The organism is Enterobacter sp. BIDMC 27, assembly GCF_000534415.1.
Lineage (GTDB): Bacteria > Pseudomonadota > Gammaproteobacteria > Enterobacterales > Enterobacteriaceae > Enterobacter > Enterobacter hormaechei_C.
Window position 1 is genome coordinate 2,156,717 of the sequence record NZ_KI973178.1, and the last position, 18,608, is coordinate 2,175,324.

20 protein-coding genes are annotated in these 18,608 nt (G+C 54.0%); 5 read left to right on the forward strand and 15 right to left on the reverse strand.

Going from position 1 to position 18,608, the window contains the following annotated elements:
* The first annotated feature begins 108 nt into the window (after positions 1-108).
* A complete protein-coding gene (gene pagP / locus L463_RS12440) occupies positions 109-684 on the forward strand; it encodes a lipid IV(A) palmitoyltransferase PagP (protein ID WP_017382475.1) in 576 nt (191 codons plus the stop codon).
* Between the two features lie 190 nt (positions 685-874).
* The gene (cspE, locus tag L463_RS12435) at positions 875-1,084 is read left to right on the forward strand and encodes a transcription antiterminator/RNA stability regulator CspE (RefSeq protein ID WP_002439184.1); all 210 of its coding nucleotides are present in this window, start codon (positions 875-877) and stop codon (positions 1,082-1,084) included.
* Positions 1,085-1,303: 219 nt separating this feature from the next.
* Here cspE and crcB read toward each other — a convergent pair whose 3' ends face one another.
* Entirely contained in the window at positions 1,304-1,687 is a 384-nt protein-coding gene (gene crcB / locus L463_RS0122690; protein WP_032103121.1) for a fluoride efflux transporter CrcB, read from the reverse strand.
* Positions 1,688-1,754: 67 nt separating this feature from the next.
* Between crcB and L463_RS12430 the strand changes: the two genes are divergently transcribed.
* Both L463_RS12430 and tatE read left to right on the forward strand, forming a co-directional pair.
* Positions 1,755-2,543 (forward strand): deaminated glutathione amidase, encoded by a 789-nt coding sequence (locus tag L463_RS12430; protein WP_032103123.1) that lies wholly within the window; start codon positions 1,755-1,757, stop codon positions 2,541-2,543.
* Positions 2,544-2,668: 125 nt separating this feature from the next.
* The gene (gene tatE / locus L463_RS12425) at positions 2,669-2,872 is read left to right on the forward strand and encodes a twin-arginine translocase subunit TatE (protein ID WP_003858723.1); all 204 of its coding nucleotides are present in this window, start codon (positions 2,669-2,671) and stop codon (positions 2,870-2,872) included.
* An 80-nt stretch (positions 2,873-2,952) separates the two neighbouring features.
* Here tatE and lipA read toward each other — a convergent pair whose 3' ends face one another.
* From lipA to leuS, 14 genes are all read right to left on the reverse strand, one after another.
* Complete coding sequence (gene lipA, locus L463_RS12420) at positions 2,953-3,918, reverse strand: lipoyl synthase (RefSeq protein WP_006809637.1); 966 nt, start codon at positions 3,916-3,918, stop codon at positions 2,953-2,955.
* Between the two features lie 207 nt (positions 3,919-4,125).
* Positions 4,126-5,079 (reverse strand): YbeF family transcriptional regulator, encoded by a 954-nt coding sequence (locus tag L463_RS12415; RefSeq protein WP_048248380.1) that lies wholly within the window; start codon positions 5,077-5,079, stop codon positions 4,126-4,128.
* Positions 5,080-5,370: 291 nt separating this feature from the next.
* Positions 5,371-6,012: a lipoyl(octanoyl) transferase LipB gene (gene lipB, locus L463_RS12410; protein WP_017694313.1), complete on the reverse strand. Its 642-nt coding sequence runs from the start codon at positions 6,010-6,012 to the stop codon at positions 5,371-5,373.
* Between the two features lie 94 nt (positions 6,013-6,106).
* Positions 6,107-6,370, reverse strand: coding sequence for a DUF493 family protein YbeD (ybeD, locus tag L463_RS12405; RefSeq protein ID WP_003858718.1), 264 nt, complete (start codon positions 6,368-6,370; stop codon positions 6,107-6,109).
* A 107-nt stretch (positions 6,371-6,477) separates the two neighbouring features.
* Positions 6,478-7,689: a D-alanyl-D-alanine carboxypeptidase DacA gene (dacA, locus tag L463_RS12400; protein WP_023296113.1), complete on the reverse strand. Its 1,212-nt coding sequence runs from the start codon at positions 7,687-7,689 to the stop codon at positions 6,478-6,480.
* A 139-nt stretch (positions 7,690-7,828) separates the two neighbouring features.
* Complete coding sequence (rlpA, locus tag L463_RS12395; RefSeq protein ID WP_017382470.1) at positions 7,829-8,935, reverse strand: endolytic peptidoglycan transglycosylase RlpA; 1,107 nt, start codon at positions 8,933-8,935, stop codon at positions 7,829-7,831.
* A gap of 16 nt (positions 8,936-8,951) precedes the next feature.
* Entirely contained in the window at positions 8,952-10,064 is a 1,113-nt protein-coding gene (gene mrdB, locus L463_RS12390; RefSeq protein ID WP_015571139.1) for a peptidoglycan glycosyltransferase MrdB, read from the reverse strand.
* A gap of 2 nt (positions 10,065-10,066) precedes the next feature.
* Positions 10,067-11,968, reverse strand: a complete 1,902-nt coding sequence (mrdA, locus tag L463_RS12385; protein ID WP_015571138.1) for a peptidoglycan DD-transpeptidase MrdA — start codon at positions 11,966-11,968, stop codon at positions 10,067-10,069.
* Positions 11,969-11,996: 28 nt separating this feature from the next.
* Positions 11,997-12,464 carry a 23S rRNA (pseudouridine(1915)-N(3))-methyltransferase RlmH gene (rlmH, locus tag L463_RS12380; protein ID WP_003858701.1) on the reverse strand — a complete coding sequence of 156 codons (468 nt, stop codon included), beginning with the start codon at positions 12,462-12,464 and terminating at the stop codon, positions 11,997-11,999.
* Between the two features lie 3 nt (positions 12,465-12,467).
* Positions 12,468-12,785, reverse strand: a complete 318-nt coding sequence (gene rsfS / locus L463_RS12375; protein ID WP_003858696.1) for a ribosome silencing factor — start codon at positions 12,783-12,785, stop codon at positions 12,468-12,470.
* A 268-nt stretch (positions 12,786-13,053) separates the two neighbouring features.
* Positions 13,054-13,719, reverse strand: a complete 666-nt coding sequence (nadD, locus tag L463_RS12370; protein ID WP_032103125.1) for a nicotinate-nucleotide adenylyltransferase — start codon at positions 13,717-13,719, stop codon at positions 13,054-13,056.
* Positions 13,712-14,743 (reverse strand): DNA polymerase III subunit delta, encoded by a 1,032-nt coding sequence (gene holA / locus L463_RS12365; RefSeq protein WP_015571137.1) that lies wholly within the window; start codon positions 14,741-14,743, stop codon positions 13,712-13,714. Before holA ends, nadD begins: the two co-directional genes overlap by 8 nt.
* Positions 14,743-15,312, reverse strand: a complete 570-nt coding sequence (gene lptE / locus L463_RS12360; protein ID WP_006809628.1) for an LPS assembly lipoprotein LptE — start codon at positions 15,310-15,312, stop codon at positions 14,743-14,745. The genes holA and lptE overlap by 1 nt, the downstream gene beginning before the upstream one ends.
* 14 nt (positions 15,313-15,326) lie before the next feature.
* Entirely contained in the window at positions 15,327-17,909 is a 2,583-nt protein-coding gene (leuS, locus tag L463_RS12355; RefSeq protein ID WP_015571136.1) for a leucine--tRNA ligase, read from the reverse strand.
* Between the two features lie 214 nt (positions 17,910-18,123).
* Here leuS and L463_RS12350 point away from each other — a divergent pair, with 214 nt between their 5' ends.
* Positions 18,124-18,606 (forward strand): zinc ribbon-containing protein, encoded by a 483-nt coding sequence (locus L463_RS12350; RefSeq protein ID WP_003858689.1) that lies wholly within the window; start codon positions 18,124-18,126, stop codon positions 18,604-18,606.
* Positions 18,607-18,608: the final 2 nt, after the last annotated feature.

Genomic DNA, 18,608 nt, shown 5'->3' on the forward strand with positions numbered 1-18,608 from the left:
ATTCCCAGGAACGGGATGGTAATTAGGAATAACACCCATGCTGTTAAGCGTTCATTCAAGTATTCTGTGTTAAGGTCTGCACCGAATACTAAATATGGTAATGGCATTGTGATTGTACGAATTAAATTTCCCCTGATTTTATTGTTTATTATTGGGCAGTTATCGTTTGCGTCTGCGGTTAATGCAGACAGCAATACAGCGGATAAAGGCTGGTTCACCACCTTCACGGATAACGTCGCGCAAACATGGAATGAGCCTGAGCATTACGATCTCTATATTCCGGCCATTACGTGGCATGCACGTTTTGCCTACGATAAAGAAAAAACTGACCGTTATAACGAGCGTCCGTGGGGGGCCGGCTTCGGTCAGTCTCGCTGGGATGAAAAAGGTAACTGGCATGGCCTGTACCTGATGGCGTTTAAGGACTCCTACAATAAATGGGAGCCTATTGGTGGCTACGGCTGGGAAAAAACCTGGCGTCCGTTATCAGACGACAACTTCCGTCTGGGGCTGGGCTATACGGCAGGGTTCACGGCGCGTGATAACTGGAAATACATTCCTGTTCCGGTACTGCTGCCGCTTGCCTCCATCGGCTATGGTCCGGCAACGTTTCAGATGACCTACATACCGGGTACCTATAACAACGGTAACGTTTACTTTGCCTGGATGCGGTTTCAGTTTTAACTGAATTTTTCTGCTAAATCGGCCAAAAAACGCACAGGCATTGAAATGTAAAGGATAAAAATCGAACAGCGAAAATTAACGCGACTTTTGTCACTTTTTATCAAAGATCCGCTGGACAAAACGCCTCACAATTGTTGTACTGATACCCGACACAGCATTTGTGTCGTTTTTTAATGTAAAGGTAATTTTGATGTCTAAGATTAAAGGTAACGTTAAGTGGTTTAATGAGTCCAAAGGATTCGGTTTCATTACTCCTGAAGATGGCAGCAAAGACGTGTTCGTACACTTCTCTGCAATCCAGTCTAATGGTTTCAAAACTCTGGCTGAAGGTCAGCGCGTAGAGTTCGAAATCACTAACGGTGCCAAAGGCCCTTCTGCTGCTAACGTAATCGCTCTGTAATTCAGACGCGTCAGCAAGAATTTCAAAACCCGCTCAATGAGCGGGTTTTTTTCGTTCTGAATCAACCAATAAGATAGATCTTCAGGAAGCTGGCGACGATCGCGACGCTTAGCAATACCATACCCACGCCTGACAGAGTTTCTTTCATGCTATCACCCTCGTTCAATATTGAGCCAAGAGTGACAGAGAAAAATTAAGCCAACATTAAGGTTGCCGTGCTTACTGTCCGCTGGCGGAGGAAAATAACCAGAATGCGATCGCAGTCATCGCAAACGAGCCAAGCATGTTAACGGCAATGTTCGTCAGCGCCCAGCCCATCCGGCCTTCCTGAAACAGAAACACCACCTCCGCAGAGAAGGTAGAAAACGTTGTTAAGCCGCCGCAGAAACCAGTTGTAATCAGAACCTTCCACATAGGGTCGATGTTGGTCATGCGATTAAACCAGGCCAGCCCCATCCCAATAATAAACGCCCCGATCAGATTTGCCGCCAGTGTCCCCATCGGAATAGCCTGATGCAGAGGGTTAAACCGCATGCTTAAGAGCCACCGCGCAACGCTACCCGTGCCTCCACCAATAAAAACGGCTATAAGTAGTTGTAACACTGTCAATACCTGCTATTTGCTGTGTAAGTGCGTCGAGTGTAACGCTGTTTTTAACCGGGAGACAATTATGTATGTTGCAGTAGGGCAGTTCGCGGTGACGCCGGACTGGAATGAAAACGCGGAAAAATGCGTCTCCCTGATGCATCAGGCGAAGCAAAAGGGGGCGTCGTTGCTGGTACTTCCCGAGGCGTTACTGGCCCGTGATGATGGCGATCCAGACCTGTCGGTAAAGTCTGCGCAAACGCTGGAAGGGGCGTTTCTGAAACGACTGCTGGCCGAAAGCGTTGGCAACACGCTCACCACCATCTTGACGGTCCATATTCCGTCCTCGCCGGGGCGCGCGGTAAACACGCTGGTGGCGATACGTGAGGGTGCCATCGTCGCGAGCTACGCCAAACTTCATCTGTATGATGCGTTCAGCGTTCAGGAGTCGCGCCTGGTCGATCCGGGGAGTGTAATTCCGCCGCTGATTGAGGTCGAGGGTTTTAAGATTGGCCTGATGACCTGCTACGATATCCGTTTTCCCGAGCTGGCGCTGAACCTGGCATTGCAGGGGGCCGAGGTGCTGGTTCTGCCTGCCGCGTGGGTCAAAGGACCGCTTAAGGAGCATCACTGGGCGACGCTGCTGGCAGCACGTGCGCTGGATACCACCTGTTACGTGGTAGCCGCGGGTGAATGTGGTAACAAAAATATCGGGCAGAGCAGGGTTGTCGATCCGCTGGGGGTGACGGTTGCGGCAGCAGCGGAGACGCCTGCGTTATTGCTGACGGAGATAATTTCCGCCCGAATAGCGCTTGCGCGTCAGCAATTACCTGTTCTGCGCAACCGCAGGTTTGCGCCACCGCAATTAATGTGATGTTTTTTTCAACAATGCTTGATTCACCTTGTTACAGATTGCTATTGTGTGCACGCGCCAAATGACCGTTAATACGTTCAGGTTTTTTGGCGGAATGCAGCCTGTTTCATGTAAAGAAGGTATTTATGGGTGAGATTAGTATTACCAAACTGCTGGTGGTTGCCGCACTGGTCGTCCTGCTGTTCGGTACCAAGAAGTTACGCACGCTGGGTGGAGACCTGGGTGCTGCCATTAAGGGCTTTAAGAAAGCAATGAACGATGACGACGCGGCAGCAAAGAAAAGCGCCGAAGATGACATCACTGCACAGAAGCTTTCACACAAAGAGTAATGGCAATGCTGCAAGGCTTGCATAAAAAAACCGGCTCACGAGGCCGGTTTTTTGTTTTACTGTAAATAAATTTTACAGCTTTATTTCACTTCTTCGCCCTTCGCCTGCATATCGGCGTGATAAGAGGAGCGAACAAACGGACCGCACGCGGCATGGGTAAAGCCCATCGCCATCGCTTCGGCTTTCATTTCATCGAACTCATCCGGGCTCACGTAACGCTGTACAGGCAGGTGGTGACGGCTTGGCTGGAGGTACTGGCCCAGCGTCAGCATGGTGACGCCGTGGCGGCGCAGATCGCGCATCACTTCAATGATCTCAGCGTTGGTTTCACCCAGGCCGACCATCAGGCCGGACTTGGTTGGAATATGCGGATGGGCTTCTTTAAAGCGCTCCAGCAGCTTCAGCGACCAGTTGTAGTCTGCACCGGGACGTACCTGACGGTAGATACGCGGTACATTCTCCAGGTTGTGGTTGAACACATCTGGTGGCGTCGCGGTCAGGATATCGAGCGCGCGATCCATACGGCCACGGAAGTCTGGCACCAGCGTCTCAATCTTAATGTTCGGGCTTTTTTCGCGGATGGCGGTAATACAGTCAGCAAAATGCTGAGCACCGCCATCGCGCAGATCGTCACGGTCAACGGAGGTGATAACAACATAACGCAGCGCCATATCGGCAATCGTCTGCGCCAGTTTTTGCGGTTCGTTTGCGTCAGGCGCAACAGGACGGCCATGGGCAACGTCACAGAACGGACAGCGGCGGGTGCAGATGGCACCCAGAATCATAAATGTCGCGGTACCGTGATTGAAACATTCAGCAAGGTTAGGGCAGGAGGCCTCTTCACAGACAGAGTGAAGGCCATTTTTGCGCATCGCCGCTTTGATCCCCTGGATACGCGAAGAGTCGGCCGGAAGTTTGATTTTCATCCATTCCGGTTTTCTTAACAGCGCCTCGCGCTCTGTAGCCACGTTTTTAACCGGGATAAGGGCCATTTTATCGGCATCGCGGTATTTAACACCGCGTTCCATCACAATGGGTTTACTCATAGCGTGCGTGTTCCAGTTGCGAATATCGAAGGAAAGCGTTTCAATTCAAGGGAATGTTGTAATTATCAACTATTTTTGAACGAACGACAGGCAGTATATCATTTAAAGGGGCGATAAAGCAGCCTGCCATGTCGCCAATTTGTAAAATAGTTGTTGTTTTGTGCCTTTTGCCCCGCTTGCGGCAGGGGCTTGTGCTGAAAGGCGGGATCAGAACGCCTGGCGGATCACGTTAATGACGTTTTCCAGCACCGGATCGCGCAGGCTTAGCTTGTTGTAATGCAGTGAGATTTCAACAGATTCCGTCGTAAGTTGACTCAATGGAATGCTCTCCAGCGGCCAGCACTTTTGAAGCAGAGTGAAGAGACGCACAGGCATAATACAGAGCAAATCGCTGCTGCCAATCAGGGCCGCAAGGGTAAACATATTGTAACTGCTGAAGCTGATCAGACGGTCCGGGAACAGTTCGTCAATACGCTGGCGCAGCGGATCCGGACCCTGTCCCTCGGACATAAAGGTTGCATGTTCGTAATGACGCAAATTTTCAGGCGTCAAAGCTGCGCCCAATGCAGGATGATTCTGACGACACACGAGCGCCAGAGAGTCGGTATAGAGAACGTTATGCCCTAATGCCCTGGCCGCGAAGCTGTTGCTGTCGATGATCAGGTCCGTCTGGAATTGTGCCAGCTGAGTTTCCGGATCGTTAACGGGCACGTTGCGGATCAGCAGCTGTGGCGCATGCTGTTTAACAGCCTGGTAAATAGCGGGCATGACCAGAACGCCCACAGAGGGAGAGGTGCCTATGGTGATGGTTCGTTGCTTATCGTAACTGCCGGTGAGATCCAGCGCGCCCAGAATCGATTCCAGACCCTGGCTGATGTACTCATGCAGATGGGTGGCGTACGCGGTGGGGGTTACGCCCTGGCCTTTACGAATAAATAAGGGATCGGGAAATATCGCGCGCAATTTTTGAATTGACTGGCTAATAGCGGAGGGCGTGAGATTAAGAATTTTCGCAGCATTAACGATACCTTTGTGGACATATACCGCCTCAAAAATAGTCAATAAATTGAGATCAATATTACGTAAAGTCCGGAAAATTTGCGGCTTATCTTCGCCGCTGGTTTCATTCAGGCGTTTGGCTGGTAAATTAGTAGGCACCACGCTCTTACTCCGTATCCATTCACAATATGAATGATAGTTGAATTTATTTATTATGCTTGCAGAGATTCGTAAAGTGTTTCGCAAGTTTCCCTTGTTTATCGAAAACAAGCAGTTGGGTGATTATCACGCACGTTACACGATACCCGGTGATGGTACTATTAAGGTTCTAATTAATATGGGACGCTAATATATGGGCGACTCGAAAATATAGAATATGCGGTTTATTGTAAAGCGTAAATGCGGCAATTAAGCAGTGGCTGGTCAAATAACCGAACCACTGCCGGAAGTGTGTTAAGCAGCAATATATTCGTAGTCAGGATTGTTAAGCAGCGCTAAAAACTTCTTCAGAAGCACGGGGCGGATATTCTCAGGGGTGGCGGTATCGACCCACTGGCGCATTTGCGTCATTTCCATACCGGCATACCCGCATGGGTTGATGCGCTGGAAAGGGGTCAGATCCATATTGATATTCAGCGCCAGCCCGTGGAACGAGCAGCCTTTACGGATACGCAGCCCCAGCGAACAGATCTTCATCTCTCCAACATAGACGCCCGGGGCATCGGCGCGAGGGTGAGCATCGATACCGTACTCAGCGAGCGTGTTCACCACGGTTTGTTCCAGTAAGGTCACGAGCTCACGCACGCCCAGCTTTCTGCGTTTCAGGTTAAGCAGGACATACATTACCTGCTGGCCCGGGCCGTGGTAGGTTACCTGTCCACCGCGATCGCTCTGGATCACCGGGATATCACCCGTCATCAATAAATGTTCGGCTTTTCCTGCCTGGCCTTGAGTAAACACCGGCAAGTGTTCAACCAGCCAGATTTCATCAGGGGTGGTGTCATCGCGCATATCGGTAAATTCATGCATAGCCTGAGAGACTGGCTCGTAAGGCTGTAGCCCAAGATGGCGGACAAGAATTTTATCCTGGTACAAAAGGACGTCTCCGAAGACAAGGGAGAATAGGTAACGGGGAGTATATCACAGCGGGGAAGTGGGTTACCCGGCAAACCGGGTAACCGCAGGGGGACTACAGCACCATACGAACAATTTCGATATTGCCGAGCTCTTCGTACAGCGTCTCAACCTGCTCAATGTGTGTCGCAGTGATGGTGATTGAGACCGAGTGGTAGTTACCTTTGCTGCTCGGTTTGACTGATGGAGAGTAGTCACCCGGCGCATGGCGCTGTACCACTTCAACCACCTGATCAACCAGCTCAGGTTTCGCCAGACCCATTACTTTGTAAGTAAAAGGGGTAGGGAATTCAAGCAGTTCGTTAAGTTTGGTTTTCATGTCAGCTCCGGCGTGTGTATAAAAAATAATAACTCCCGCCACGGCGCGGGAGTTTTACTGATACGTAGTATATGGGGATCAAAATCACACTTTCAAGTGTTCAATTTTTAACCAAACCAGTGATGGAACATCAGCTTAATGTAATCAATGATTTTGCCGAAGAAATTGCCTTCAGGAATTTCCTCCAGCACCACCAGCGGGCGCTGATCGATGGTTTTGCCATCCAGCTGGAAGTTAATCGTACCCACGACCTGATTCTTTTGCAGCGGGGCGTGCAGCTCGGTGGTATTCAGCACGTAGCTGGCTTTCAGATCTTTCATACGACCGCGTGGGATCGTCAGATAGAGATCTTTGTCCACGCCCAGGGAAGCGCGATCGTTATCGCCAAACCAGACAGGTTCAGAGGCAAATTCTTTACCAGCTTTCAGCGGGTTCACGGTTTCGAAGAAGCGGAAGCCCCAGGTCAGCAGCTTTTTGCTTTCCGTTTCGCGGCCTTTAAACGTACGCCCCCCCATCACGGCAGAGATCAGACGCATCTGGCCTTCAGTGGCGGAGGCCACCAGGTTATAGCCGGCTTTATCGGTGTGGCCAGTTTTGATGCCGTCGACGTTCAGGCTGTTGTCCCACAGCAGGCCGTTACGGTTGGTCTGACGAATGCCGTTGAAGGTGAACTCTTTCTCTTTGTAGATAGAGTACTCGTTTGGCACATCGCGGATCAGCGCCTGACCGATCAGCGCCATGTCACGCGCGGAGCTGTACTGACCCTCGGCGTCCAGGCCGTGAACGGTCTGGAAGTGGCTGTTTTTCAGGCCCAGGGCGGAGACGTAGCTGTTCATCAGGCCCACAAACGCGTCCTGGCTGCCCGCTGCAAAATCGGCCATGGCCACGCAGGCGTCGTTACCGGACTGCAAGTTGATGCCACGGATAAGCTGAGAGACCGGAACCTGCATGCCTGGCTTCAGGAACATCAGCGATGAACCTTTGAACACCGGGTTGCCGGTTGCCCACGCATCGTTACCGATGGTCACCAGGTCGGTTTCTTTGAATTTGCCTGCTTTCATGGCCTGGCCGATAACATAGCTGGTCATCATTTTGGTCAGGCTGGCCGGATCGCGGCGGGCATCGGCGTTCTGTTCTGCCAGAACTTTGCCGGAGTTGTAATCAATCAGGATGTAGGATTCCGCGTCGATCTGCGGAACGCCAGGGATCATGGTCTTGATGTTCAGGTCGTCCGCGTGAGCTGTGGAGAACGCAGCAGCGCAAAGGGCCGTGGTCAGCGCCATGCGCTGCACAAAACGAGCAGAAAAAGTGGTCTTCATGGTCAGAACTACGACATCCGTGATGGAATTAAAAAAAGTGCCTTACTATAGCAAATGCTATACGGGCAGGCATCCGACTTTCATCATGAGAGTGTTAACGTGCTTTACACAAACTGACATTTCGGATACCACCGAATAATTATTTTGCAACAGCGATAAACGACTGGAGCTGCGCCTCGCTCTGCAAACGCTGTTGCAGGGACGCTGCCTGCGATTTGCTGGCAAACGGACCCATCTGGATACGCCATACCGCACCGTTTTGCTCAACGCGGCCTGGCACGCCAAACTGCTTGCTTAAACGCTGCTGATATTGCTCTGCACGGGTCCGATCGCTGACGGCGCCAACCTGAACCACGTAGCTGCCGCTCGCCGTCGCAGGCGCCGCAGTCTGCGTAGCAGCAGGCGCGGCCACCGGGGCGGGTTGTGTAGCGGGTGCAGCAGCGACGGGCGCAGGCGCTGGGGCAGGTTCATTTGATTCAATCACGCCCGGCGCTAACGTGGTGGGTGCGCCAAGGAAACCACTGCTTTTCACCGGGGCGCCGGTCGCGTCTTCACTTTGCAGCGTATCGTTGCTGATAGCACGCACTTCACCCTGCGGCTGTGCGGGCTCTGCCGGCGTTGAAGCGCCCCCCATACCACCGCTCAGATCCGGGCGAGCGGGCAGGGCATAGGTCTGTTTCGCGACCGTGGTACAGGCCGTGCCCGGGCCAGACAGTGAACCATCCTGCGCCACGATAATCGGGTCGATACGCACTTTAGTATTGTTTGAGGTGTTCAGACGGTCGGCCGCCGCGCGGGACAGGGAGATCACGCGATCGGTGCCGTAAGGACCGCGATCGTTGATACGCACCACGATCATTCGGCCATTCGCCAGGTTAGTGATGCGTGCATAGCTCGGGACAGGCAACGTCGGGTGTGCCGCCGTGATCTGCATCGGATCGAAGGTTTCACCCGACGCGGTCAGATTGCTGCCGGGCTCAGCATCATAGATGGCAGCAAAGCCAGCCTGGCTGAAACGGGAAGGATCCTGAACGATTTTATAGCTTTTACCGTCGCGCTGATAATCCTGATTCACGCTGGCGTTCAGCGGTTCATAAACGGGATCGGCACCGCTAATCTCAACAATCGGGCCATTACAGACCGCAGGCTGCGGCGGCGCGACGGTTGCCTGTTGCTGACCATCATCACTTGTACAGGCGGCAAGTAAACTTGCTGCGATGCAGATCCCCAGCCACTGCTTACGCATTGCGATCCCCTTATTTTTATACGCTTTTGGACAACATTTTCCTGTGGGTATGGATCGACATGACGATACCAAACCCGGCCATCAACACGATCAGTGCCGAGCCCCCGTAACTCACCAGCGGCAGCGGTACGCCAACAACCGGCAGAATACCACTCACCATACCAATATTTACGAAGACATAAACGAACAAAATCAACATTAATCCGCCTGCCATCACGCGACCAAAGGTGGTTTGCGCGCGCGCGGCAATCCACAAACCTCGCATGATCAGCAGCACGTAGAGTGCAAGCAGCACCAGGATGCCAACCAGCCCTAACTCCTCAGCCAGAACGGCAAAGATAAAGTCGGTGTGGCGTTCCGGTAAAAATTCGAGCTGCGACTGCGTACCGTGCAGCCAGCCTTTACCACGCAGGCCTCCGGAGCCAATCGCAATCTTCGACTGAATAATATGATAGCCTGCGCCCAGCGGATCGGTCTCGGGATCGAGCAGCATCATAACGCGCTGACGCTGGTAATCATGCATCAGGAAGAACCAGAGGATGGGGATAAACGCGGCAACCAGCACCACGGCGATACCAATCAGACGCCAGCTCAGGCCGGACAGGAACAGGACGAACAGGCCGGAGAGGGCGATAAGAATTGAAGTACCGAGGTCCGGCTGTGCGGCCACGAGCAGCGTCGGCAGGAAAATCAGCACCAGCGCAATGGCGGTATTTTTCAACGACGGCGGGCAGACGTCGCGGTTAATAAAGCGCGCCACCATCAGCGGGACGGCGATTTTGGCGATTTCCGACGGCTGGAAGCGGACAATCCCCAGATCCAGCCAGCGTTGCGCCCCTTTCGAGATGGCGCCGAAAGCATCTACTGCCACCAACAAAATGATACAGAAAATATAGAGATAGGGCGCCCAGCCCTCGTACACGCGCGGCGGTATTTGCGCCATCACCACCATAATGACCAGACCCATGGCGATCTGGCCGATTTTACGCTCCATCATGCCGATATCCTGGCCGCTGGCGCTCCAGATAACGAGGGCGCTGTAGACCAGCAGAGCCAGCAGGATCAGCAGCATGGCAGGGTCGATGTGGATCTTGTCCCACAGCGATTTTTTATTCGGATTATCCGTCATGATTATTGGTCCTCCGCCGCAGCGGCTGCCGGGTTTTCAGCTGGCAGTTCGGTGTTGTTGTCACCCAGCATGATGTGGTCGAGGATTTGACGCATGATGGTACCCACCGCCGGGCCTGCGCCGCCGTTCTCCAGAATCATCGCCACCGCAACCTGCGGGTTATCATAAGGGGCAAACGCCGTCATGAGCTTGTGGTCACGCAGACGTTCGGCAATTTTATGTGCGTTATAAGTTTCATTCGCTTTCAGACCGAAGACCTGAGCCGTACCTGATTTCGCGGCAACCTTATACGGTGCGCCGGCGAAATATTTGTGCGCCGTCCCGTTAGGACGGTTGGCTACACCGTACATGCCGTCTTTCGCGATTTCCCAGTAGCCGGAATGAATGTCACCCACCGGCGGCTCGTGCGGCTGTATCCACGGCACTTTTTTGCCGTCTTCAACGGTGCTTTGCAGCAGGTGCGGCACTTTCACAACGCCATCGTTAATGAGGATCATCATCGCCTTGTTCATTTGCAGCGGCGTTGCCGTCCAGTAGCCCTGGCCGATCCCTACCGGAATGGTGTCACCCTGATACCAGGGTTTTTTAAAGCGCTTCAGCTTCCATTCGCGGGTTGGCATGTTGCCGGAACGCTCTTCAGCCAAATCTATACCGGTGTAATGCCCGTAGCCGAATTTGCTCATCCATTCAGACAGACGGTCAATACCCATGTCGTAGGCGACCTGATAGAAGAAGGTATCCGCCGACTCCTCCAGTGATTTGGTCACGTTCAGATGGCCGTGGCCCCATTTTTTCCAGTCGCGGTAGCGTTTCTCAGAGCCAGGTAACTGCCACCAGCCGGGGTCAAACAGACTGGTATTGCGGGTGATGACGCCCGCGCTTAGCGCAGACACGGCGACATACGGTTTAACCGTTGAAGCTGGAGGATAAACCCCCTGCGTCGCGCGATTCACCAGCGGCGTGTTTGGATCGTTGAGCAGGCCGGAGTAATCCTTGCTGGAGATGCCATCCACGAACAGGTTCGGATCGTAGCTTGGCATGGAAACCATCGCCAGAATGCCGCCGGTACGCGGGTCGGTCACAATAACCGCAGCACGGCTACCCGCCAGCAGCGTCTCGATATACTGCTGTAGCTTCAGGTCGAGCGTCAGATAGACGTCATGCCCCGCCTGCGGGGGAACCTCTTTCAGCTGACGGATCACGCGGCCACGGTTGTTAACTTCAACCTCTTCATACCCGGTCTGACCGTGCAGCACGTCTTCGTAATAACGTTCGATCCCCAGCTTGCCAATATCATGGGTTGCGGCGTAGTTAGCCAGCTTGCCGTCTTTATCAAGGCGTTCGACGTCTTTATCGTTGATTTTGGAGACGTAACCAATGACGTGCGTCAGCGCGGAGCCGTAAGGATAGTAGCGGCGTTTATAGCCTTTGACTTCCACACCGGGGAAACGGTACTGGTTAACGGCAAAACGGGCGACCTGCACTTCCGTCAGGTTGGTTTTTACCGGAATGGAGGTGAAGCGGTGAGAACGTGCGCGCTCTTTTTTGAACGCAGCGATATCGTCATCAGTCAGGTCGACAACGCTTCTCAGCGCGTTCAGCGTATCCTGCACGTTATCCACTTTCTCGGGCATCATCTCTATCTGGTAGATGGTGCGATTAAGCGCCAGCGGCGTGCCGTTACGATCGTAGATAATGCCGCGGCTGGGCGCGATGGGCACCAGCTTGATACGGTTTTCGTTTGAGCGGGTCTGGTAATCGGTATAGCGGACAATTTGCAGATTATAGAGGTTGGCGATCAGCACGCCGGTAAGCAGCAAAATCCCCGTAAAGGCGACCAGCGCCCGGCGCACAAACAGCGCGGACTCAGCCGTATAGTCGCGAAAAGAATTCTGTAGTTTCATCCGCTGCTTAAATTACCCTGGTCAGTCATTACTCGCGGTGATAAGGGTGGTTGGTAGTGATGCTCCATGCGCGATACAAACTTTCTGCCACTAGAACCCGTACAAGCGGGTGGGGCAGCGTCAGCGCCGAGAGTGACCAACTTTGTTCTGCTGCCGCTTTGCAGGCGGGAGATAACCCCTCTGGTCCGCCAATCAACAGACTGACGTCCCGACCATCCTGCTTCCAGCGCTCCAGTTCGTGCGCCAGCTGCGGCGTATCCCAGGGTTTGCCCGGAATATCGAGGGTCACGATGCGGTTTTTGCCTGCGGCAGCCAGCATCAGTTCTCCCTCTTTATCGAGAATACGTTTGATATCTGCGTTCTTGCCGCGCTTTCCTGCTGGGATCTCCACCAGTTCGAACGGCATATCTTTTGGGAAACGACGCAGATACTCAGTAAAACCGGTTTGTACCCAGTCCGGCATTTTGGTGCCGACGGCGACCAGTTGCAACTTCACGCATTAACCCCAGAGTTTTTCCAGCTCATACAGGCGACGGCTCTCTTCCTGCATGACGTGGACAATCACATCGCCGAGATCGACAACCACCCAGTCAGCGGTCGCTTCACCTTCAACGCCCAGCGGAAGCAGCCCTGCCGCGCGCGATTCCTGAACAACATGGTCAGCAATCGAAACAACGTGACGAGTTGAGGTCCCGGTGCAGATGATCATGCAGTCGGTGATGCTGGATTTACCCTTAACGTCGATAGCGATGATGTCCTGACCTTTCAGGTCATCAATTTTGTCGATAACAAAATCCTGGAGTGCTTTACCCTGCAAGTTTTCCCCCTGGGTGAATGAGATTGTACAACTATGAATTCGTGGTCAGTCAGTATACCTGAACTGACGCCAGTCGCGGGACAAATGTCACCGCCCGGCTTTTGAAGGCGGGTATCATCCCACCCTCCGCCTGATATTGCATCGCCATTTTTGTAAAACAATTTCTGTAAAGCAGCGATCGGCGGGAAAGTCTGGCAGCGGAGGATATCAGTATGGCTTAGCCTGTCAAGGCAGGATAATCATTAACGAACAATTTCGCCGGCGATGCTCAGGCATCTGTACTTTTCTGATACAGACCGTGCGCATGGATATAGGCCAGCACGGACGAGGGGAGGAGATCGTCACAGTCTAAACCCTGCTGGAGACGTTCGCGGATGAGGGTCGCGGAAATATCAAACCACGGCGTTTCAGCGAGGTAAATTTTCCCGGCGGGGAGACTGTGCAGGTCTTCTATATTGTCCGTCAGATGCGCGTCAAGCCACTGCTGATGCTGTGCGTCGCGCATGGTCAGCGGGTAGCCCGGACGGCGGCAGACCAGCAGATGACTGTTTTCCAGAATGGTTTCGTACTGGTACCAGCTGGGAAAGTTGAGCAAGGAATCCTGGCCGATGATAAACGCCAGCGGTTTCATGGGCCCTTGCTCAGCGCGCCACTCCCGCAGCGTTTGCGATGTCCAGGAAGGGGTATCCCTGCGCAGTTCACGCTCATCCAGCGTGAAGAGAGGCTTATCGGCGATAGCCAGCGCGAGCATCGCTTTACGCTGCTCGCTGGTTGCTTCTGGCTGAGGACGGTGCGGCGGAACATTGTTGGGCATGATGATTACCCGCTGCAACCCAATCAAATTCGCGAGGATTTCTACCGGCTTAAGATGCCCATAGTGTACCGGGTCGAAGGTCCCGCCATACATTGCCTGTAAAGAATGCATATCACCCATCGATAAATACGTCTGCCAGCGCCTTATGGCAGAGCAGCAAAGAGAGGCTCTCCAGCTCCGCCCAGACAGACTGGCCGTAATCCTGTTTTAACGTCAGTTCGGCGCGCATCAGAAGTTGTACTGCCTGACGCAACTGCTCCTGGCTCAGGCGGTTTATCGCCTCCGTGGTCATCGCCCGACGGTTTTGCCAGACGCGATGTTTGTCGAATAAGGCGCGCAGGGGCGTGTGTGCTGACTGGCGTTTAAGGTTGTTCAGCAGCAGTAATTCGCGCTGGAGCGTACGGAGCAGGATGACCGGCTCACTCCCTTCCAGGCGCAGCTGTTGCAGGATGTGCAGAGCACGCTTACTTTTCGCCGACAGCAGCGCATCAACCCAGTGGAAGGGGGTAAAGTGCGCGGCATCATTCACCGCCTGTTCCACGCGCGGCAGCGTCAGCTTACCATCGGGCCACAGCAGGGCGAGCCTGTCCAGCGCCTGCGCCAGTGCCAGAAGGTTGCCTTCGTAGCAGTAGCACAGGAGCTGACTGGCGGCCTCATCCAGCTGCAAATTGTGCTGCTTTGCTCGCGCGGCAACCCATTTTGGCAGATGCGCCTGCTCTGGCGTCTGGCAGGTGACCAGCACCGCACTGGGGGCTAGCCGGGTAAACCAGGCCGCGTTTTCCTGCGCTTTTGTGAGTTTGTTGCCGCGTACGATAAGCAGCAGATCGTCGTGTAACAAACTTACCAGCATGGCCAGCTGTTCATTGATGGCAGCGTTAGGACCATTCTCCGGCAGCAGGATCTGGATTGTCTGACGAGAGGCAAACAGGCTCATGGCCTGACAAAGCGAGAAGATAGCGTTCCAGTCGGTACTGTTATCGATCTGGAACGTATGATGCTCATCGAAACCCTGTGCGGCTGCCGCATGGCGAACCGCATCAAGGCTTTCCTGAAGTAACAGGGGGTCATTGCCGAGTAGCAGATAGGCCGCGCGCAGCCCTTCGTTGAGCTGCGCGCGGAGTTGTTCAGGATACAACCTGATCATCAGTTACCCAAAGACGTTGGCATATCCGGCGTGCTGGCATCCGGTGTTTCGATGACGTCAGCGCCTTTTTTCGTCGACGCGGCAATGGCAGGCAGTCTGCGGATCAGCTGTTCCGCGGCCTTATCGTACATCTCTTTGATGATAATCTGCTGTTCGGCGTCTTTTGCCAGCGCCGTCTGCGGGTTATCGAAGAACGAGCGGTAGACTTTGGTATTGATAGGGTAAATATCTTTACCTGGCATCAAGACGGCCGCATCAACGGTAAGCACCATCTGATATTCCGCCGTCCGCCCATCTTGGAAGATCGAGGCCGTATCTTGTGACAGCGTTGATTTCAGGACGCGAAGCGAAGGAACATCCTGACGCAGGGTTCCCTTCTCGATCAGCTCAACATCGTTCAAACGCAGCTGGTTACGAATGGCCCGGCTCAGCGGTCCGTTCGGATCGGATGAGTCGAAGATCATTGTTTTCATCTGAGCAGGCACTGCCGTGGTGTTGCGCAGGTGCCAGCCACAGCCAGCGGTGACCAGCACCGCCAGAGATAAGAGTATTGTTGCCAGTTGTCGCACGTTTCCTCCCGCGCTTAGCCAACGACCAGATTCAGCAGTTTACCAGGTACGTAGATCACTTTACGTACGGTAACGCCCTCAAGGTATTTCGCGACCAGATGCTCCTGGCCTGCGCGCTCGCGAACCTGTTCTTCGGTTGCGTCGACCGCGACGGTAATTTTACCGCGCACTTTACCGTTAACCTGCACCACCACCAGCGTGGTGTTTTCCACCATAGCGGATTCATCCGCCACTGGCCACGGCGCGTTGTCGATATCGCCTTCGCCTTTCAGCTCCTGCCACAGGGTGAAGCTAACGTGCGGCGTGAACGGGTTAAGCATGCGAACGACCGCCAGCAGCGCTTCACGCATTAAGGCGCGATCCTGCTCGCCGTCCTGCGGGGCTTTCGCCAGCTTGTTCATCAGTTCCATAATAGCCGCAATTGCGGTATTGAAGGTCTGACGACGACCAATATCATCGGTGACTTTCGCAATGGTTTTATGAACATCACGACGCAGCGCCTGCTGATCTTCGCTCAGTGCAGCCACGTTCAGCGCTGGCGCATCACCCTGAGAGGTGTGCTCGTACACCAGTTTCCAGACGCGTTTCAGGAAGCGGTTTGCCCCTTCAACGCCGGATTCCTGCCATTCCAGCGTCATATCTGCCGGGGAGGCGAACATCATGAACAGACGCACGGTGTCAGCGCCGTAACGCTCAACCATTACCTGCGGGTCGATACCGTTATTTTTCGACTTGGACATCTTGCTCATGCCGGTATACACCAGTTCATGACCTTCGGCGTCTTTCGCCTTCACGATACGGCCTTTCTCGTCGCGCTCCACAATCGCATCAACCGGAGAAACCCAGTTACGCTCGCCGTTCGCGCCAACGTAGTAGAACGCATCTGCCAGCACCATACCCTGACACAGCAGCTGTTTTGCCGGCTCGTCGGAGTTGACGAGGCCTGCGTCACGCATCAGTTTGTGGAAGAAGCGGAAGTAGAGCAGGTGCATGATGGCGTGTTCAATGCCACCGATGTAGATGTCTACCGGCAGCCAGTAGTTTGCTGCATCGGAATCCAGCATGCCTTCTTTGTACTGCGGGCAGGTGTAGCGCGCATAGTACCAGGAGGATTCCATAAAGGTGTCGAAGGTGTCGGTTTCACGCAGCGCTGGCTGACCGTTGACGGTGGTTTTCGCCCACTCAGGATCGGCTTTGATCGGGCTGGTGATGCCGTCCATGACCACGTCTTCCGGCAGGATCACCGGCAGCTGATCTTCCGGCGTTGGCATCACGGTGCCATCTTCCAGAGTCACCATTGGGATTGGCGCACCCCAGTAACGCTGACGGGAAACGCCCCAGTCGCGCAGACGGTAGTTCACTTTACGCTCGCCCACGCCCAGGGAGGCCAGCTTGTCGGCGATTGCGTTGAAGCCTTCTTCGAAGCTAAGGCCGCTGAACTCACCGGAGTTAAACAGGGTGCCTTTTTCAGTCAGCGCTTGCTCAGAGAGATCGGGCTCAGAGCCGTCAGCGGCAAGAATAACAGGCTTGATGGTCAGGCCGTATTTGGTGGCAAATTCGTAGTCGCGCTGGTCGTGACCCGGCACGGCCATCACTGCGCCTGTGCCGTATTCCATCAGTACGAAGTTGGCTGCCCAGACAGGGATCGCTTCGCCCGTCAGCGGGTGAATGGCTTTAAAGCCGGTATCAACGCCTTTTTTCTCCATCGTCGCCATGTCGGCTTCGGCCACTTTAGTATTGCGGCATTCGTCGATGAAGGTCGCCAGTTCCGGATTGTTTTCTGCCGCTTTCTGCGCCAGCGGGTGACCTGCGGCCACGGCCAGGTAGGTCGCGCCCATGAAGGTGTCCGGACGGGTGGTATAGACGGTCAGGGTCTGGTCGTAGTTCTCAACGTTGAAGGTAATTTCCACACCTTCGGAACGGCCGATCCAGTTGCGCTGCATGGTCTTAACGGTATCTGGCCAGTGGTCCAGATTATCCAGATCGTTCAGCAGTTCGTCAGCGTAGGCGGTGATTTTGATAAACCACTGTGGGATCTCTTTACGCTCTACTTTGGTGTCGCAGCGCCAGCAGCAGCCGTCGATAACCTGCTCGTTCGCGAGAACGGTCTGGTCATTCGGACACCAGTTAACGGCAGAGGTCTTCTTGTACACCAGGCCTTTTTTATACAGCTCGGTGAAGAATTTCTGCTCCCAGCGGTAGTATTCCGGGGTACAGGTTGCCAGCTCGCGGCTCCAGTCATAGCCAAAGCCCAGCATTTTCAGCTGGTTTTTCATGTACGCAATGTTGTCGTACGTCCACGGAGCCGGTGCCGTGTTGTTTTTCACCGCCGCGCCTTCAGCAGGCAGGCCGAACGCATCCCAGCCGATAGGCTGAAGAACGTTTTTGCCCAGCATACGCTGGTAGCGCGCAATCACGTCACCGATGGTGTAGTTACGCACGTGGCCCATGTGTAGTCGACCAGAAGGATAGGGAAGCATCGACAGGCAGTAATACTTCTCTTTGCTCTCGTCTTCGGTTACTTCAAAGGTGCGCTTCTCGTCCCAGTGTTGCTGGACTTTTGATTCTATCTCTTCCGGGCGGTATTGCTCTTGCATGGCAGCCAGTGGTCCTGTGTTCAATACAGCTACAAATGTAGCCAATGGATGTGGTAATTCAGATCCGCATAGCATAGCCCAAACGCCCGCGTCAAAACAGCCTTTCACGCAAATGCACTTTGCAGGAATTTACCGGGTCTGTGCTTCACCTGACAAAGCGGCGGCGAAATAAGGTCTATTATTAGAGACAGTTACTTACCCGGGAGGCAAAATGATGAACAAGGTTGCTCAATTTTACCGTGAACTGGTAGCGACTCTGACGGAACGGCTGCGTAACGGCGAGCGTGATATCGACGCGCTGGTCGAACAGGCACGCGCACGCGTGACGCAAACGGGTGAGTTAACGCGAACCGAAGTGGAAGAGGTGACGCGCGCCGTGCGCCGTGACCTGGAGGAGTTCGCGCGAAGCTATGAAGAGAGCCAGGACGAGATCGCCGACAGCGTTTTTATGCGGGTCATCAAAGAGAGCCTGTGGCAGGAGCTGGCGGATATTACCGATAAAACTCAGCTGGAATGGCGTGAGGTGTTTCAGGATTTAAACCACCACGGTGTCTATCACAGCGGCGAAGTAGTGGGGTTGGGGAACCTGGTGTGTGAGAAGTGCCACCACCATATCGCCGTTTATACGCCGGAGGTGCTGTCGCTGTGTCCGAAGTGCGGGCACGACCAGTTCCAGCGTCGGCCATTTGAGCCGTAGGT

Bases quoted from the DNA above. Each gene is read 5' to 3' on its own strand.
- mrdA (WP_015571138.1), bottom strand. From the start codon at position 11,968: ATGAAACTACAGAATTCTTTTCGCGACTATACGGCTGAGTCCGCGCTG.
- tatE (WP_003858723.1), top strand. From the start codon at position 2,669: ATGGGTGAGATTAGTATTACCAAACTGCTGGTGGTTGCCGCACTGGTC.
- dacA (WP_023296113.1), bottom strand. From the start codon at position 7,689: ATGAAGACCACTTTTTCTGCTCGTTTTGTGCAGCGCATGGCGCTGACC.
- lipA (WP_006809637.1), bottom strand. From the start codon at position 3,918: ATGAGTAAACCCATTGTGATGGAACGCGGTGTTAAATACCGCGATGCC.
- cspE (WP_002439184.1), top strand. From the start codon at position 875: ATGTCTAAGATTAAAGGTAACGTTAAGTGGTTTAATGAGTCCAAAGGA.
- L463_RS12350 (WP_003858689.1), top strand. From the start codon at position 18,124: ATGAACAAGGTTGCTCAATTTTACCGTGAACTGGTAGCGACTCTGACG.
- nadD (WP_032103125.1), bottom strand. From the start codon at position 13,719: ATGGGTGATATGCATTCTTTACAGGCAATGTATGGCGGGACCTTCGAC.
- holA (WP_015571137.1), bottom strand. From the start codon at position 14,743: ATGATCAGGTTGTATCCTGAACAACTCCGCGCGCAGCTCAACGAAGGG.
- ybeD (WP_003858718.1), bottom strand. From the start codon at position 6,370: ATGAAAACCAAACTTAACGAACTGCTTGAATTCCCTACCCCTTTTACT.
- mrdB (WP_015571139.1), bottom strand. From the start codon at position 10,064: ATGACGGATAATCCGAATAAAAAATCGCTGTGGGACAAGATCCACATC.
- L463_RS12430 (WP_032103123.1), top strand. From the start codon at position 1,755: ATGTATGTTGCAGTAGGGCAGTTCGCGGTGACGCCGGACTGGAATGAA.
- rlpA (WP_017382470.1), bottom strand. From the start codon at position 8,935: ATGCGTAAGCAGTGGCTGGGGATCTGCATCGCAGCAAGTTTACTTGCC.
- leuS (WP_015571136.1), bottom strand. From the start codon at position 17,909: ATGCAAGAGCAATACCGCCCGGAAGAGATAGAATCAAAAGTCCAGCAA.